At 39.4% G+C, this 16,932-nt stretch carries 15 protein-coding genes and 1 pseudogene; 6 read left to right on the forward strand and 10 right to left on the reverse strand.

The features are described 5' to 3' along the window. Positions 1-965: DUF4249 domain-containing protein (locus tag ACEW8O_RS06255; RefSeq protein ID WP_373493767.1), on the forward strand; the 965-nt coding region annotated here is incomplete at its 5' end. Between the two features lie 21 nt (positions 966-986). On the opposite strand, the gene ACEW8O_RS06260 is transcribed toward ACEW8O_RS06255, so the two are convergent. The 8 genes from ACEW8O_RS06260 to ACEW8O_RS06295 form a co-directional block, all read right to left on the reverse strand. After that, complete coding sequence (locus ACEW8O_RS06260; RefSeq protein ID WP_373493768.1) at positions 987-1,769, reverse strand: nucleotidyl transferase AbiEii/AbiGii toxin family protein; 783 nt, start codon at positions 1,767-1,769, stop codon at positions 987-989. Continuing rightward, on the reverse strand, positions 1,762-2,373 hold the full coding sequence (locus tag ACEW8O_RS06265) for a hypothetical protein (RefSeq protein WP_373493769.1): 612 nt from the start codon (positions 2,371-2,373) through the stop codon (positions 1,762-1,764). The genes ACEW8O_RS06260 and ACEW8O_RS06265 overlap by 8 nt, the downstream gene beginning before the upstream one ends. 387 nt (positions 2,374-2,760) lie before the next feature. Continuing rightward, complete coding sequence (locus ACEW8O_RS06270) at positions 2,761-3,522, reverse strand: SDR family oxidoreductase (RefSeq protein WP_373493770.1); 762 nt, start codon at positions 3,520-3,522, stop codon at positions 2,761-2,763. Between the two features lie 199 nt (positions 3,523-3,721). After that, positions 3,722-4,186: a cytochrome C gene (locus ACEW8O_RS06275; RefSeq protein WP_373493771.1), complete on the reverse strand. Its 465-nt coding sequence runs from the start codon at positions 4,184-4,186 to the stop codon at positions 3,722-3,724. A 1-nt stretch (position 4,187) separates the two neighbouring features. Then, positions 4,188-5,423, reverse strand: coding sequence for a sulfite oxidase (locus ACEW8O_RS06280; RefSeq protein ID WP_373493772.1), 1,236 nt, complete (start codon positions 5,421-5,423; stop codon positions 4,188-4,190). A 165-nt stretch (positions 5,424-5,588) separates the two neighbouring features. Further along, complete coding sequence (locus ACEW8O_RS06285; RefSeq protein ID WP_373493773.1) at positions 5,589-5,798, reverse strand: hypothetical protein; 210 nt, start codon at positions 5,796-5,798, stop codon at positions 5,589-5,591. 378 nt (positions 5,799-6,176) lie between these two features. Further along, positions 6,177-6,872 carry an ABC transporter ATP-binding protein gene (locus tag ACEW8O_RS06290; RefSeq protein WP_373493774.1) on the reverse strand — a complete coding sequence of 232 codons (696 nt, stop codon included), beginning with the start codon at positions 6,870-6,872 and terminating at the stop codon, positions 6,177-6,179. After that, the gene (locus tag ACEW8O_RS06295; RefSeq protein ID WP_373493775.1) at positions 6,869-8,356 is read right to left on the reverse strand and encodes a DUF5687 family protein; all 1,488 of its coding nucleotides are present in this window, start codon (positions 8,354-8,356) and stop codon (positions 6,869-6,871) included. The genes ACEW8O_RS06290 and ACEW8O_RS06295 overlap by 4 nt, the downstream gene beginning before the upstream one ends. 101 nt (positions 8,357-8,457) lie before the next feature. On the opposite strand from ACEW8O_RS06295, the gene ACEW8O_RS06300 reads away from it, so the two are divergent. Together ACEW8O_RS06300 and ACEW8O_RS06305 are read left to right on the forward strand one after the other, a co-directional pair. After that, entirely contained in the window at positions 8,458-9,189 is a 732-nt protein-coding gene (locus ACEW8O_RS06300) for a nitroreductase family protein (RefSeq protein WP_373493776.1), read from the forward strand. A gap of 80 nt (positions 9,190-9,269) precedes the next feature. After that, on the forward strand, positions 9,270-11,099 hold the full coding sequence (locus tag ACEW8O_RS06305; protein ID WP_373493777.1) for an HAD-IIIC family phosphatase: 1,830 nt from the start codon (positions 9,270-9,272) through the stop codon (positions 11,097-11,099). A 166-nt stretch (positions 11,100-11,265) separates the two neighbouring features. Here ACEW8O_RS06305 and ACEW8O_RS06310 read toward each other — a convergent pair whose 3' ends face one another. Then, positions 11,266-12,528, reverse strand: coding sequence for a replication-associated recombination protein A (locus ACEW8O_RS06310; protein WP_373493778.1), 1,263 nt, complete (start codon positions 12,526-12,528; stop codon positions 11,266-11,268). Between the two features lie 152 nt (positions 12,529-12,680). Here ACEW8O_RS06310 and ACEW8O_RS06315 point away from each other — a divergent pair, with 152 nt between their 5' ends. Continuing rightward, positions 12,681-14,102, forward strand: a complete 1,422-nt coding sequence (locus tag ACEW8O_RS06315) for a DASS family sodium-coupled anion symporter (protein WP_373493779.1) — start codon at positions 12,681-12,683, stop codon at positions 14,100-14,102. Positions 14,103-14,258: 156 nt separating this feature from the next. Continuing rightward, positions 14,259-15,344 (forward strand): PAS domain S-box protein, encoded by a 1,086-nt coding sequence (locus ACEW8O_RS06320; RefSeq protein ID WP_373493780.1) that lies wholly within the window; start codon positions 14,259-14,261, stop codon positions 15,342-15,344. 24 nt (positions 15,345-15,368) lie between these two features. Here the strand turns inward: ACEW8O_RS06320 and ACEW8O_RS06325 are convergent, their stop codons facing one another. Further along, positions 15,369-16,286, reverse strand: coding sequence for a sugar phosphate isomerase/epimerase family protein (locus ACEW8O_RS06325; RefSeq protein WP_373493781.1), 918 nt, complete (start codon positions 16,284-16,286; stop codon positions 15,369-15,371). Between the two features lie 193 nt (positions 16,287-16,479). Between ACEW8O_RS06325 and ACEW8O_RS06330 the strand changes: the two are divergent. Next, positions 16,480-16,932: pseudogene (locus ACEW8O_RS06330) on the forward strand (hypothetical protein); the annotation flags it as partial.

Below are 16,932 nucleotides of genomic sequence, written 5' to 3' on the forward strand. Positions count from 1 at the left end.
AAGTTTCTGATATGAAAAAGATCCAATATCTCTCATTGTTCACTTTCATGCTGTTTTCCTGCGAGGACGACATCAGCATAGATATCATCCGGGAGGAACCCAAGGTAGTGTTGCATGCCTATTTTGAAAAGGAAAAGCCGATGACCGTTGACCTGACAAGATCCATTCCCATTCCTAGTCGGGTCGATTACGATCGGGCCCTCTATTCCATTGCCTATGCCGAAGTAAAGGTGTTTGAGAACGACGCGCTGCTGGGAACCATGACCCATGAGGGTGCGGGAGTATATGTGTTGGACCAATTTCCCAGGGAAAATCACCTTTACAGTATTTCGGTGACGGCTAACGGCCTGCCTGAGGTGACCACCGATGTTGAGGTAATGCCAGCCATGCCCATAGTCAGCGATCATCGATATACTAAAAACAGCCCTTTAAACAACGGTCAGAATCCTTTGGTTGAGCATACCCTGACACTCAAAAATAATCCGGGTCAGACAGCATACTACAAAATCAGCCTGGATATCCGGGCCAAACATTATAAAAATGGAGATATTCAGAAAGAGGAAATCATCAACTTGTACAAACTGGCCTCCGGCAATCCGCTCCTGAAGGATTATACTTGCCTCGGAAACTGCTACGGCGATACAGGTATCAAGAAAGCGCTTTACTTCAGTAATGAAGCCTTTGCTGACAGCCCGGAAATCACATTACTACTGACAACGGATTACTTTCAGAATTATGAGGTAGTTTATTTTCCCAACGAAACTGTAAAAGTAGAATACGTACAATCCATCCGGGTATCCAAAATCTCAAAATCCATGATGGATTATTCCAGATCTATTTATGATAACAGCAACGCCAACCAGATTTTTCAGGAGCCAGTGACCATTTTGTCAAATGTAAGCGGTGGGTTCGGAATATTCGGTACACTCAGCTCGGTGGATTTACCATTTCTGTTCCCTGAATAATACATAACCTTTTATTTTATTCTAACCCAACTTTACCTGCTCCAGATACTTGGGAAACAGTTTGATTTTCTTATCATCATTGGTATTGAATAAAAATGGGTGAACATCAACGGCCATTTCTTTCATGTTTAATTTATTGCATTTTTCCAAAATAGATTGTTTCAGTTCTTCTGGGGATTGAATACCTATTTTTTGGGTCAGGTAAGCATAGTTGGGCTTAATGCCTTTACCAAGAAGATAAACAATGTCAAAAAAATCTCTGCCTTTGTTCCTTTTTCTATTGAGTACTGCAAAAAATTTCTGCGCAAGAAGTAAATCCAAAGGACATGAATTTATTTGGGTAAACACATCAAACTTATTGATGATGGGTTGGTCTATCTCATAGTTGAAATTTTGTGGCTCAGTGTCTAACTGAATGAGAATTTTCTCTTCCTTAAATTGGCTCAGGCCTTCTTTATACAACAGTTCAGGAATTCTAATATAACAATGGTAGGCTCCTCTTTTCACATTTTTTATTTCAACCTCATAGCCCAAATACTGAAGTTTGGTCTTTATATCAATACTGAGTGCATCGAAGTCATCCGAAGAAAGATTGAAATTGTCAAAATCCAAATCTTCTGAAAATCTTAAATTTCCATGAACAATCCGAAGACATGTCCCACCCAAAAAGCATAATTTTTCCGCATAAGCACTTTCGAAAATTATTTCAAGCAGTTTGTATTGAAGGTATTCCCGAAGCATAAAACGCTCAAAACCTTCTAACTCTTTCGGATAAAATTTGCGGATTTCCTCTAAGCTAAGCATTGATCTCAATATTTAGTAAATCTAATCTTCTATTGACAACCTGAGAGTTAAAAATTTTTTGATATTTCACCAATTTATCAAAATCCAAATATTTGTTCATCTGATCGGGATTTATCCTTAGCCCTTTGATATCTTCAATAGATTGTATGTTTTTGAAGTAAAAAAAGTCCAGAATAGCTTTCTCCGGTTCTGCCACTTTATAAGACCAATCTTGCTCTTTTATCAATTTATATCCAAAAAACAGGTTGGCCTTAATGTGTTTGTAGGCAAACGTCCCAATGGAAGTTTCATGATTGGCTGTATTTCTGGTGCTAACAGAGGTAACCATAAACACACCTTCGGGAATTAAGCCATAATAGGACAAGGCACTCTCCAAGGACACATAGGAAGGGGAATACATCGAGTTTGCCGCATGATAGAGATAATTTTCCTTTATTCTTTGGTCCGAAAACTTGTAATAACCTCTCCTTATTTTGGATATATATCCCTTGCCCTGCCATTCAACCAATCGTCTTTGATCGAAATCAGGAAAACGTTTTCTTATGTCCTTAATGGAGAATAAAGGAAAAGACTTCAGGGCTTCTCTTAACTCTAAATACTTCATATATCTTAAAAGTTTGTTAAAAATAACAATTATCTAATATATAATGCCAATTATGACCAAAAAAAGGATTTTAGATAATCATTCCCTCTATGATGTGAGTGGAAATACTCACATCGGCAATGGAGGATTTTTTTTTTCTAATTCTGGCTATTAGACCTCTCCTACCGTCGAGGTGACAAGGTAAAGTTGTTTGTTACTCTTGTGTGTCATTATATGATTCAAAAAACTTGGTCTCCACCAAATGAGAGTAAATTAACATAATTTCTTTTCTGAACTTTATCAAAAAATATTGAAAACACTCTATGTGGGTTTCAGGCCTTACTCTGCTCTCGCATCTCTGCTCTAATCCCCTTACTCACTCCCTTCATCCCTCTACCTTCATCCTTCCTAATATCCCCTTATCAGCCCACCATCCACAGCCAAAGATTGCCCTGTAATATAACTGGAGCGCTCACTCAATAAAAACACTGCTGCCGCAGAGAATTCCTCTACCTCTCCAAATCGCTTCATCGGCACGGAATCTTTTATTTTTTCCACATTTGGATTGCCTTCGAGCAAGCCGGTCAACCTTTCTGTCAGTGTAAATCCAGGCATGATGTTATTAATGGTTATGCCCATTGGGGCTACTTCATTGGAGAGGCTTTTTACCAGGCCAAGCAGACTGCTACGGACTGCATTGGAAGCAATAAGATTGTCCACGGGCTGTCTGACCGAAACAGAGGTGATGGTCAGAATCCTGCCAAACCCTCTCTCTTTCATACCCGGAAGAACCATCTGTATCATATCCGCCGCACTGACAAACATGGATTCATAAAACCTCCTCCAATCATCCAAACCAAAATCTCCAAAGTTACCGGCATCAGGACCACCGGTATTGGTGACCAGAATATCAATTGACCCAAATGCGGAAACCGTTTCATCAAAAAGCCGCTTTCTGTCTCCTTCTTTCAATAGATCCGCCTCTATGGTGATTACTTTCCCCAACTTTAATTTTTCAATTTCCGACTTGGCTTTTGCCAAGGCCGTCAGATTTCTCCCACAGATGGCTACATTGGCACCTTCACGGGCCAGTTCCACAGCCACTCCTTTTCCAAGCCCTTTGGATGAAGCCAATACCAATGCGTTTTTCCCTTTCAGTCCCAAGTCCATATCATCATATTTTTTTGATTAATTCTTACAAGTAGTAATTAGAGTTTAAGAACTGAGAGCACAACGTGGTTGGTTTACCGAGCCTATTCTATGATATAAATGAGAATCCTCCTGTGTCTTGCGTCTTGCGTCTTGAATCTTGTGTCTTAATTCTCGCTTCTCGCATCTCGCTTCTCGCCTCTCCTTTCTCCCCAACTTCTCACTCCTCCAAAGAATACCATTCCACCTCCAGCGGTTTCCTCCGGCCTCTGGGTTCAGGTGCATAATGCTTTGACAAATACTCCACAATGACCGCTTCATTGGGTCCCAGATCCCACAAGCCCTGTGTTTCCTGCATCCATCGGATTACCTGTATCCAACCTTCTTTGGTAAATCTGTTTTGGGTAACCAGTTTGGCGGAATGACAGTTTGTGCAGTTGTTGACCACCATCATCAGTCCCTCTCCCTCCACGAACCCTGTGGCCATATGGACTCCATCTTCAATCAATTCATCTTCCTGAAATGTTTCCTGAACCAATTGGGGAGGTTCCTTTTGAGAATAAAACAGATCGGGATTAGTATGTAGAATAATTAGAAAAGCAATCATGCTGCCCATTATAACCAGCAGGAATACCGTTAACCCTGCCATTGCCACCATCAATTTTTTCCACTGATCATCTTCCATTCTATACAACTTTTACGGCAATCCTGTGACAGGCATTGTTAAGATATCCTTTGGGATTCCAATTGGGAACCACCATGGGTTGGCTGATTCCGCTATCGTCAGTGGCCTTTGCCCAAACTTCATAATATCCTTTCTGTGGGAATTGAATCTGTGCATTGAAGTGCTGCCATGCAAAACGGTTTGCCGGAGATTCCAGATTACAGCTTTGCCAGGTACTGCCAAAGTCTATGGAATAAGAAACGGATTTGACCTTCTTCTCTCCGGCCCAGGCATGGCCTCTGATTTCAAGTTTTCTGGTCAGTCCAAATTCAGCCCCTGATTTCGGAAAGGTGATCAAAGACTTGACCGGCATGGATTCGATAATTTGAAAATTTTCATCCGAAATGTTTGCTCCCGGTTCCACAGGAGTTTTGGGTACCATATAGGAGGGCGCTTCCATTTTTGACCCATCATGGACTTTGTTCCTTACTGAAATGGCATGTATCCACTTGCCTGAAACAGAGGCGGGATATCCGGAAGCTACCAATCTGAGGGGATAGCCATGGACCATTGGAATATCCTTTCCATTCATGGCATAAGCAATCAATGTTTCATCCTGCATGGCTTTGCCAATTGGGATACCTCTGGATATCGCTTCCCTGTTGGCGTCACCGCTGAGGTGCACATCCGTACCGTGATATCCAACATATACTGCATCGGCTTTGATACCCACATCGTCCAAAAGGTCTTTGAGTCTCAAACCTGTCCAGGCTGCACAATGGACTGCCCCGACTCCCCATTGATTGCCCTCGGTGGGAGGATAAAACTCACCCCTTCCATTTCCCCCGCACTCCAATACCAATTGATAAGTATGAGAAACAAATTTACTTTTCAGTTCCTGAAAGGTGTAAGTTTTTTCACTTAAAACCGATTCACCTTTAATGGTGAGTTTCCAGTTTGAGGGATCGGTTTTTGGAGCCAAAAGTCCGTTGTTGCGGATAAACATCTTATCCGCCGGGGTAATCTTGTCATCTAGTAAGTGGGCCGGAGTCTCAACATTCCAAGGTTTGTCGTTGAGCACAATCAGAGCAGAGTTTTTTCCAAAAGATTTCAAAGATTCCCGGTCCTGCAACAAAACGGGGATATACCCCTCCGGCATATTGGAACCAAAAACCACGTCCATACCAAGAATTCCCGAAAAAACCGCCAAGGTGGATTCTTTGATAAATTTTCTTCTTTTATAATTTTTTGAAGGCATTGGGGAAAGAACAAGCTGAGAATGAAAGAAACGATATTCGACTTCCCAATTTATGCTTTTCAATCCCTTAAATCAAACGGAATCTTTTGAGATTTTATAACTTAAAAAACATCCGGGAAGCTTAAGACTTCCCGGATGTTTAATTTAAAAAATATTACTACTTACTTACAACAACATTGCACTTTTAAATCCTGTTACCATTTTTTGGGTGAAACTGCGGTTTACTTCCATCAATGGTTCGGGACGAATAGAAATAAAAGATGTTCTTTCTATAATTACATCCCAAGCTTTATCCTTTGCTTCTCTTTCACTACCTGCGAGAGTTTTAACTTGGAACTCAATTCCGTTGATTTCCAATTTGATTAAATATTTCATCATTTTTAAACAAGTTTAATTTTGTTACTTAAAAATTCACACTATTAATATCATCAGCGAGATAGCTGAACCGAAATCACTAATTATTGACTTATACAACAATTATAACAATACAAATTACATTTTTATATATTTAAAAAACAAATACTTTTTCAAATATTTTTTTTACAAAGTAAAATTTCAATGTGGATATCATTCAAAATTACTTTTGGTGCTAGCAGGGAAAGGCCTGAAAACCAAAACAAAATCCGAATGAAAACCTATCTACGAGACAAATTTTCATTCGGATTGAGGGAATGGTGAATTTCCTTTATTTATATGGAAAAAGCGGTTTGTTGAAAATGGACGGAAGTCAGGAGACGGAAGAATTCGGATACATCAACCTGTAAAATAGGAATCCAATTCTGACATCATCAGCTCCTTTTCTTTCAGGTCTTTGATCACTTTACCTTTTTCCAACAATACTATTCTATCACAGATTTCAGTGACATGGTTGAGGTCATGGGATGAGATCAAAAAAGTAATTTGAGACCGCTCCTTTTCTTGGAGAATCAACTTCTTCAATCTAATTTGGGAACTTGGGTCGAGGTTTTCAAATGGTTCATCCAGCAGAATGACCTCAGGATTGCCCATCAGGGCCGCTGCAATCCCGACTTTTTTTAGATTTCCTTTAGACAGGTCTCTGATATATTTCTTTTTTCCCAAAATCTCATCATTGAACAGGTCTTTGAAATTCTCTAGATGCAACCTGAGGTCTTCTTCCGAAAGCCTGTAAATTTTTCTCAACGTCTCAAAATATTCATCAGGGGTAAGATAGGACAAAAGCATATGTTCGTCGAGGTAAGCACCTACCCTGGCCTTCCATTCTTCGGTTTTGCTGACATCAAGACCGTCAATAAAAACTTTACCGGAAGTAGCCCTCACCAAATCCAACATGATTCTGAAAAGCGTGGTTTTACCGGCACCATTATTCCCTACCAATCCAAAGCATTCAGATTTGGGAATCTCAATGGATTCCACATCCAGCACTACTACTTCTTTATACTGTTTTTTAAGGTTTTGTACACTTATCATAATTCTTGTCTAAATGAAGATGAAATTTCATATCTATTATTAAGTACTCTTTGCACAGGTAAATTAGAAAGATAAGGGAAAGCTAAAATGCCAACCACACCAATAATTCCCAATGCAAGTAGCCCTACGTATTGATTGACCAATAATGCAAAGGGAAGGTAAATAATGTATGGAGCCATGAACATCGGAATGATCATCAGGAACTGTGCGATACCTACTCCCTCATAATTGAACATGGCACCTTTATTCAGGTCCATAGGTTTTGGTTTCCAAAGGGACAAATAAATCACCATATGCATAATCACACCCATATTGAATAAAAAGGTAGCGATATGGATCAGTAAAATATCCCATCCAAAAAACACGTATGGGACTGACAATAGGAAACACAAACAGGAAGTGGCGATAACCAGCAGATATTTTCCTTTGATCAAACCCTCCACTCCGTCTCTTTTTTGAAGGAAAAAATCAAAGTTTGCAGAGTTCCAGCTTAAAAACAGTTGACCATATTGCAGCATGAATATCCCGGTAATAAATGAGCCGACAAAGACAAACATGTGTGAAAAGCCTTCCTCGGTGGAATATTGTGGATTGGCATAGAATATCAGACCATACAACAGGAAAAACCCTGCCAACATCAAATAGGTTCTGCTTTTCTTGTGACGGATGATCAGTTTCCATTCCAGATTGGCCAATTCTCCGGCCAGTCCAAATCGGTTGAAGATACCAAACTCCTGATTGACAAAGCGGACATCTTCATTCTCTGTGAGATCCTCGAGGTATGCATTATTATAATAGTATGTATATGCCAATCGATGTAGTCCCAAAAATACCAAAAACATCACCAATACAGGAATAAAGCTAGTCAATGACCAATCAAAAACCGGTTTCATGATATCTCCCAAATTAAACCAGCCCAGGTAATTGGATCCAGCACCAAGCAATAAAACCAAAAAAACCACCCCAATACCCGTAACACTATCTTCAAATTTCTGCTTGAACCATAGCATCAGCCAATGCAAGGACCAACTGGTAAACATAATACACAATATCCATGACCAAGCTGCAGGAGTACCAAACCTAGTAGCAACCTCCTGCACTGCAAATGGAACAAACAACAGTGGTGCAATCAAGGTCATAGGAGAAACAAAAGACCGTCCCAAAAGGAAATGAATAATCATGCTTTTCTTGATGGGTAGATGGAGGAATCTCTCCAACTCAATCACAGGAAGTTTCTGAACAAAATACCTGTACATAAATTCAAACAGGAAAAAATAAATCAAAACCCCACTAAGCGTCGCATAGGCATCAGTACTTTCAAATCCTTTTTCAATGACCTGCTTAAGAACCAGCCCCATCAGGAATACATAAGCAAGCAACACCACAGCGAGAAATGCCAGAAAAATTGCTACCAAGGCACTTTTTGCAAAGGCTGTGGATCGCATACTTTTCAGTATTTCCAGTTTGATAAATTGTAAAACCATAAGCTAATAATAAAGTGAAACAGGATATAAAATGTATTTTTGACTTTGAAGATAGTCAAAACTAAATAAGTGGAGGAATCAACAAAAATAAAATTGACCAAATGAATGAAAATATACAGGAACTAGGATTTTTTGATGTCGTCGAGACCCGGAGGTCAGTTCGAATATTTGACCAAGAAAGCCCTTTTGATCATCAGGTTGTCCAAAAATGTCTTGAGGCGGCCACTTTGGCACCGAACAGCAGCAACCTGCAACTGTGGGAATTCTATAGGATTCCGGAATCCTCCGCCTTAAAAAAGCCTTTGGATCAATTGTGTATGAAACAGAAAGCAGCCTCAACTGCCAGGGAGTTGGTGGTCGTGGTCACTAGAAGGGACAAATGGAAAATCCGGACAAAAGCAAATCAGGAATATATCAAGGAGACTTACAAAAATTCACCGGAAAGCAAACAAAAAAAAGCCCTTGCCTATTATGGCAAGCTTATACCAAGATTATATTCAAAATATCCCTTGTGGTCATTCTTAAAACAACTCATTGCTTGGTTCGTTGGATTGAAAAGACCCATGATCAGAGAAGTTTCTGAAACCGATATTAGGGTTTCTGTACATAAAAGTGCCGCTTTGGCCGGTATGACCTTTATGTATGCAATGAAAGCCGAAGGTTATGACACTTGTCCCATGGAAGGAATGGATTCATTAAGAGTGAAAAAATTATTAAACCTACCCAAAGGCGCAGAGATTTCGATGATCATTGGCTGTGGTAAAGGATTGCCTGATGGGATTTATGGAAAGAGATTTAGGGTGCCAAATGAGGAAACAATATTTATAAAATAACGATTTTATATATTAAATACTTTTTTTGCATTTGAAAATATATTCATTTGTTATGTAATTATTATTGAAAAAGTAAAATTATGGATAGCATTAAACTTGTGATTTGGGATTTAGATGAGACTTTTTGGAAAGGAACACTTTCAGAGGAAAGCATTACTCCCATCAAAGAAAATTTGGAAACCGTCAAAAAACTTACCGAAAGGGGAATCATCAATACCATTGTTTCAAAAAATGATTTTGAGATGGCCAAATCCAAATTGGTTGAAATTGGTATATGGGATTACTTTGTATTTCCGGCGATTGAGTGGAATCCGAAAGGAATACTTATCAAGCAGATTATAGAGAATTGCCAACTCAGAGATACCAATGTGCTGTTCATTGATGACAACCCAACGAACCTCAATGAAGCCAAGTTTCACAACGCAAACATACATACCAAAACACCGGATTTTATCCCGGAGATTCTCCTACATCCTGCTTTTAAAGGTAAAGAAGACCTTGAGTTAAGCAGGTTAAAACAATATAAGGTCCTGGAGAAAAAAGCCATGGCCAAAATCAGCTATGACAGTAACCGGGAGTTTTTGAAGGATTCCAATATTCAGATTAATATAATCCAAAAGCCTATAAAATATAAAGACAGGATTACTGAACTGATAGGCAGGGCAAATCAGCTAAATTTCACCAAAATCAGGCTGGACGATCAGGAAGTCGGGAACCTCCTCTTTGACGAGACCCTTCAAAATGCAGCCGTATGGGCTAAAGACAGGTATGGTGATTACGGTATCGTAGGATTTTACAGTTATGACCCCGCTGCAAACAAATTCAATCACTTTGTCTTTTCCTGCCGTATCCTTAACCTTGGAATTCCTCAATATATCTATGCGAAGTATAATTTTCCGGAATTGGAGATTGTCCCGGAGATTGCCGAAAATCTTGATCATTCCCATCCTGATTGGATATCCGAATTCAATTTTAATATTGACAGTATTGACAACAGGAAAAAGATTAACGGGACAGGCACAACCAAGATACTATTTGCAGGTGGGTGCGAATATGACCAAATGTATTTTTACCTCGAACGCAACAACATTGAAGTCAAACTTTATGTCAATTATAACACCGATCAAAACATTCCTGTAAGACCTTCCCATACAGAAACCATCCTCGCCGGACTGAAATTTTCAGCAACTCAAAAAGAAAATTTTCTCAACCATCCTATGTTGCCTTTTTTAGATGATAAATATTTTGACTCGGGCATTTTTGATTTCACGTATGATTGTCTTGTCTATAACCCAAGAATGGATTATGAACATCATGTTTATGAACATAAAAAGGACAAATTCCTGATTTCCTACGGAGGGTATGGAAATGACTTTACTGATGAAAATGACAGGGATAAAATCGTTGAATTCTTTTCCGGCAGAAAAGTCACCAATATCAATGAACCTTTCCTGCGTGAATTCTCTGAACAGTTCATGGGACTTGGCAGAATCACCACCGAAAAATTCATCAAAAATCTCCATGAAATCAGGCAGAACATTCCTCTCCATATTCCCATTATCTTGATCAACTGCCCGGAAGTAAAACTTAGCTTTCATGAATTTGGAGAAGAAATGTACCAAAGGTTCCATGAGATGAACAAGGCTATGGACCAATTTATCTCGGAAAGTGAAAACACACATCTGTTGGACATCCGAAAAATCATCACGCACGAATCACACCTGATTTCCGACCTCGGTCATTTCCAAAGAAAACATTATAAGGATATTTCCTTGGTGATGCTCCAAATGCTAAACAGCCTTATTGGGGAAAAAGTAACTACAAAACTGAATCTGAAATCAATTGTTTATACCAAATTGGATGACATGATAGACCTCGCCAGAAAAATCAAAAGACAATTGGTCGGATAACTTCTTAGTCAGAAAGTGCTTTATGTTACCGTCATAACCTTCGAATATTTTGTCAAACTCCAAATTTCTGGCCCGATAATTTTGGGGCCAGTCTTCCGTCTTCTGTCTCCTGTCTTCCTGCCAAATAGGAAACTTATGCAAATAGATAATCGGATATTCATATTTCTCAATACCCATACTTCCCTTTCCATCTTTCCTTTAGAAACTTTCTCAATTCATTTTCCCTTGAATTATTGCCTGGTTCATAAAGTTTCAGGTTTTTAATTTCATCAGGAAGGAATTCCTGGGCAACAAAATTACCTTCATAATCATGGGCATATTTATACTCTTTTCCGTAATTGAGGTCTTTCATTAATTTGGTAGGAGCATTCCGAAGGTGAAGGGGCACGGATAAATCTCCCTTTTCCCTTACCACTTCCTGGGCTTTATTGATGGCCATATATGAAGCATTGCTTTTTGCCGAACTTGCAAGATAGGTCACACACTGCGAAAGTATGATCCTTGATTCGGGATATCCGATGATCTTGACTGCTTCAAAACAATTTGTCGCCAAAAGCAGTGCATTTGGATTGGCATTTCCGATATCTTCTGAGGCAAGAATCACCAACCGCCTTGCAATAAACTTCACATCTTCACCTCCTTCTATCATCCTTGCGAGCCAGTAAACAGCTGCGTTGGGATCAGAACCTCTGATAGACTTGATAAAAGCCGAAATGATATCATAATGCTGTTCACCTGATTTATCATATAAAGCTACTTTCTGTTGGGCTATTTCTATGACAATCTTATTATCTATGACGCAAGGTTCTTCATTGATGCCATCAATTACTATCTCCAATAGGTTGAGCAGCTTCCTGCCATCTCCTCCCGAAAGTCTCAACAGTGCTTCTGTTTCTTTCAATTCGACTTTTTTCTTTTTCAAAAAAACATCCTTTTCCAAGGACTGATGGATCATGGCTTCAAGTTCTTTTTTGCCCAAGGAATTCAGTGTAAACACCTGACATCTGGAAAGTAGTGCAGCATTGACCTCGAAAGATGGATTCTCAGTAGTGGCGCCTATCAATCTGATCACTCCTTTTTCAACAGCCCCCAAAAGTGCATCCTGCTGTGATTTGTTGAACCTATGGATCTCATCTATAAAAAGCACCACTCCCATCTGGAATTTTGCTTTGTCTATGACTTCCCTGATATCCTTCACGCCCGAACTGATGGCACTCAATGTATAAAAGGGAGCTTTAATTTCATTGGCAATGATGTTGGCTATGGTCGTCTTTCCCACCCCTGGAGGTCCCCACAAAATCAATGAGGGGACATTCCCACTCTTGATGGCTTTATGCAAAAATGAATGCGGTGCTGAAAGGTGTTCCTGCCCGATCAATTCTTCCAATCGGGTTGGCCGCATGCGTTCTGCAAGAGGAGTCTGATTCATAGTTAATGTTTTATTAATTTCCCTGACTATTCCGGAAAAGGAAGTCAAATCTAAATAATTTTAGTTTGTTCTTTGAATTAAAAAGAAATGAGTCTTTCAACTAGATTTAATTTTATATTTTTACCCGCGACATCAATCAAGCTACTTTTTACATGGCTTACAACGACTCTAGAAGGGCTTCAATCCGGCTTTACCGAAAGCTCAAATCAGGTTGGATTTGGGCTACCTCCACGTTTACCGGGAATTTTATTCTGGCATTTTTCATCACCTCATTCTTCAGAAATTTAGGATATGAGGATGATGTCAATTATGTGTTTTTTTTAGGAGTTTTGGCAGTTGGGCTTTGGGTCACGGAGGCAATTCCTCCATTTGCGGTGGGTATATTCATCATTGCAGGATTGTTATTTGGTTTTGGGACAGATTTTATCCTTGAAGGACAGAAAACCCCCGTTGAAATGTACCTTGGCACCTGGACCAGCAATGTCATCTGGTTGTTGCTTGGGGGATTTTTTTTGGCAGAGGGGATGAGTATCGTTTCGTTGGACAGGGCACTGTTTAAGTTCACCCTTGATAAATTTGGATCAGACCCAAACAGATTGCTTTTAGGTCTAATGCTGACCACAGCGGTCGGCAGTATGGTGATGTCCAACACCGCGACTACAGCCATGATGATTTCTTCCATTTTACCATTGGCCAGGTTAATGGGCAAAAATTCGGAATACACCAAAGCCCTGTTGATCGGAATTCCTGCTGCAGCGACCCTTGGAGGCATGGGAACCATCATAGGAAGCACCCCAAATGCCATAGCTGTAGGCGCATTGCAGGAAAAAGGCATCAATATTACTTTCATCGAATGGATGATTTTTGGTGTCCCTGTAGCAATGGTATCAGTTTACCTTTTTTGGAAGTTTTTGACCAAAAAGCTTCATCTGGGAAATGTTGTCCTTGACCTTACTGAATTGGTTGGAAAATCTAACCTAAAAAAAGGTTTTGAAAAAAATGCCGTGATTTTCACTTTGTTTGTAACCATATCGATGTGGTTGACAGAACCCCTCCACGGGATTCCTATTGCAGCCACTTCGGCAATTCCAATAGTCCTACTGACCCTTTTCCAGGTAATCAAAGCTGAGGATGTAAGGAGGTTGCCTTGGGATACGCTGATGCTGGTTGCGGGAGGATTGGCTTTGGGTATTGCCATGGTAGATGTGGGGCTGACTGATATTATCATGGAAAAAATCACTCTTTTACCTATCCCAATGATCGGAGTGGCCATTGTATTTTCCATCATCGCGGTAATGATTTCCAATATCATGAGCAATACTGCGGCTGCTTCAATATTGGTCCCACTTGGACTCTCACTTCCCGGTATTTGGGGTTTCGCTGTACCTTTGATAGTTGCGTTAAGCTGTTCCTGCGCTTTGTTGTTGCCAGTTTCAACACCTTCGAATGCCATTTCCTTTTCTACAGGGATGATCGGACAAAAAAGCTTCAGGCCCGGTGGCTTGATGATGATTTTGCTCGGTCCTGTTCTGGCTTTTATTTCGGTGATGGTATATGCTTTTATTTTTTATTGAATTTTGTGGAAAATTTTCACACAAGTTTTCATCTTACCACTTAAAATTCAAAAAATAACAATTTTGAAAGATGATAATCTTTTTTTTTTATAACTTGACCGCAACAGGCCGCTCAGCACCTAAAAATCATCCCAAGCTTTCAAATTTTAATTTCTAATGAGTACGTACCACTCGGAAAAAGGAATCCTTCAAAAACTTGAAATATTCTTTGATATATCTCCGGATCTGTTCTGCATTGCGGGATACGATGGATATTTTAAAAGAATAAACCCTGCCGTTTCGACTCTATTGGGCTATTCCAAAGAGGAATTATTTGCCAGCCCTATCAATGATTTTGTTCATCCTGAGGATAAGGATATTACTGCGGAAGCAAGAAAAAAACTTATGAAGAGCCATCCACTCTTAAATTTTGAAATCAGGTATCTCACCAAAAACGGTGAAACAGTATGGCTTTCCTGGACATCCATGTATTTGGAAAATGAACAATTGATCTTTGCCATTGCTAAAGATATTACACTTAAAAAAAGTTTGGAATTAGAGAGAAATCTTTTGTTACAAAATTTGACGGACATTAATCAAAAACTAAAGAACCTTTCCTATACAGTTACCCATGACCTTAGGGCTCCTGTCAATAATTTCATTTCCATTTTCAAACTTTTAGATCCATCAAAAATTGAGGATCCTAGGACTTTGAAATTAATTGAGGTCCTAAAATCATCAAGTGACAAACTGAAAGAGACGCTCAATAATTATGTAGATATTTTGTACGATGAGGATAAAAAAAGTCAGGAGATAGAAAAAATATCTTTCAAAGATGCATTGGATTCAGTATTGAAATCTATCCCCTCATTGATCAAGAATTCTCAAACAACTATTACGGAAGATTTTGAGGAATTAAAAGAAATAGAATTCAATGATGCTTACATGGGAAGTATCTTTCTGAATCTGATCACAAACTCCATCAAATATGCAAAACCTGATGTTGCTCCAGTCATTTCGATTACTAGCTCAATTCAGAATGGTAAAAAGAAATTGTTTTTTGAAGACAATGGTCTTGGTTTTGATATGGATGAAGTAAAGGATAAAATCTTCGGGATTAATCAAAAATTCCATAGCCGTCCAGATAGTAAAGGCATAGGATTATACCTAATACATAATCATATTAAAAGTCTTGGTGGAGATATCAGTGTTGAAAGTCAGGTTAATATAGGGACCAAATTCATCATTACATTTAAGAATTAAAATCCGATTGAAACAACAGTAACTTCAAATTCCCTCCACCAATTTTTTCATTTTAGATAAACCCAAACTAGCCACATTTTGGGCATCCTGCTGCCAGTAATCACGGTTAAAAAGTTCCAATGATAGCACTTTTTTTCCTCCCATATTCCTGATATCTGTTAGGATTTGCTTCATAGGTGCCGCTCCGTCTCCGGGATACACCCGGTCTTTGTCCTCCTGTTTTTCTCTTGGAATGGTATCAACAAAATCATTCATATGAAAAACCTCTATCAGATCCCCACTCAACATCTTTAGACCATCATATCCGGAACCTCCTCTATAAAGATGGTACACATCCGGCAGAATCCTTGCATCCGGATCATTGGCCACTGCTGCCACCATCAAAACCTGCCCCAGATGGTGGAAATAAGGAAAAGCTCCCCAAAACTCCAATTGTGGCATCACCCCTGTTTTCCTTCCAAGGTCCAATAATTCACCGTACCTCTCCCCTGCTTTGAACAGATCTAATTGGACTGTAACTCCCGCAGCAGGCGCAGCTACCCGCTTACAGCCCAATTCCGCCAAGATCTCCATCTCCTTTTCCATCTGCTCAAATCCGGCTTGTCTTTTTTGATCATCATCCACCATCCATGGCGCAAATCCAATGGCATTCTCAAAACGTAAGCCTGAATCCCGGATATAGCTTTTGAGGGAGGCAAGGGAATTCCCCGCATTCAAATACTCCTCTATATCCCTGATCCATAGCTCCACCCCATCATACCCTGCCTTGGACGCAATATCCAGATATCCCTTTAGTCCGGGTTTTTGCCCACTGATCGTACTCGTATTGAGACAATAACTGAATTGGCTTTCTTTGCGGTCTGCAGCATGGGCGAAATCCGCAGTTAAAAAGACTCCTGCACCCAGCCCCAGGGTTTTGATGGCATTTCTTCTTGAAGTCACAGTTTTGGATTTAAATGATATAATGAAATAGATCCTGATGTAGTTTCGTACCCATACGGTTCATCTTAATTTTTTAAAATTACTTCAATATCAAAAAAGTTTTCAACCATTTATATAAATAATAAAAGGAAGAAGTTTGACACCTAATTATTTTGTTATATTGTCAGTCGAATTTAGAAGTGCCCAAAAACCTATGAAAACCTTGTATTTTTTTGTTCTTATCAGTTTATGTGTTGTTGGATATTCACCTGCTCAAATGCAGCCTGAAATAGAGCCACACTATACCCAAAACATTCCTTTTCACCAAGAGGTAATCAGTGGAGGCTATTATGTTGACCCCCCGCACCATATAGAAGGAAATCCTTTTTTATTTACCAAAAATTTTGAAATGGGAAACATCACCCTCAATGGACTGTCCTATGAGAATGTGCCCTTGTTATATGATATCCAAAAAGACCAGATAATCACCTTCCATCCCGTACACAGGAAAAAGACCCTGATCCAGGGTGATAAAATCAACTCATTTACCTTGTTCGAGCCGACTCTTACTCATTTTATCAGATTGAAGGAAAATCCAGGTTTTATCCATCACAAAAACGGAATTTATGAATTGGTGACAGATGGAAAAGTCCAACTGCTATGTAAG

It is taken from the genome of Aquiflexum sp. (genome assembly GCF_041749095.1).
Lineage (GTDB): Bacteria > Bacteroidota > Bacteroidia > Cytophagales > Cyclobacteriaceae > Aquiflexum.

Excerpts from the sequence above, each read along its gene's own strand:
- ACEW8O_RS06260 (WP_373493768.1), bottom strand. The coding sequence starts at position 1,769 with ATGCTTAGCTTAGAGGAAATCCGCAAATTTTATCCGAAAGAGTTAGAA.
- ACEW8O_RS06265 (WP_373493769.1), bottom strand. The coding sequence starts at position 2,373 with ATGAAGTATTTAGAGTTAAGAGAAGCCCTGAAGTCTTTTCCTTTATTC.
- ACEW8O_RS06270 (WP_373493770.1), bottom strand. The coding sequence starts at position 3,522 with ATGGACTTGGGACTGAAAGGGAAAAACGCATTGGTATTGGCTTCATCC.
- ACEW8O_RS06275 (WP_373493771.1), bottom strand. The coding sequence starts at position 4,186 with ATGGAAGATGATCAGTGGAAAAAATTGATGGTGGCAATGGCAGGGTTA.
- ACEW8O_RS06280 (WP_373493772.1), bottom strand. The coding sequence starts at position 5,423 with ATGCCTTCAAAAAATTATAAAAGAAGAAAATTTATCAAAGAATCCACC.
- ACEW8O_RS06285 (WP_373493773.1), bottom strand. The coding sequence starts at position 5,798 with ATGAAATATTTAATCAAATTGGAAATCAACGGAATTGAGTTCCAAGTT.
- ACEW8O_RS06290 (WP_373493774.1), bottom strand. The coding sequence starts at position 6,872 with ATGATAAGTGTACAAAACCTTAAAAAACAGTATAAAGAAGTAGTAGTG.
- ACEW8O_RS06295 (WP_373493775.1), bottom strand. The coding sequence starts at position 8,356 with ATGGTTTTACAATTTATCAAACTGGAAATACTGAAAAGTATGCGATCC.
- ACEW8O_RS06300 (WP_373493776.1), top strand. The coding sequence starts at position 8,458 with ATGAATGAAAATATACAGGAACTAGGATTTTTTGATGTCGTCGAGACC.
- ACEW8O_RS06305 (WP_373493777.1), top strand. The coding sequence starts at position 9,270 with ATGGATAGCATTAAACTTGTGATTTGGGATTTAGATGAGACTTTTTGG.
- ACEW8O_RS06310 (WP_373493778.1), bottom strand. The coding sequence starts at position 12,528 with ATGAATCAGACTCCTCTTGCAGAACGCATGCGGCCAACCCGATTGGAA.
- ACEW8O_RS06315 (WP_373493779.1), top strand. The coding sequence starts at position 12,681 with ATGGCTTACAACGACTCTAGAAGGGCTTCAATCCGGCTTTACCGAAAG.
- ACEW8O_RS06320 (WP_373493780.1), top strand. The coding sequence starts at position 14,259 with ATGAGTACGTACCACTCGGAAAAAGGAATCCTTCAAAAACTTGAAATA.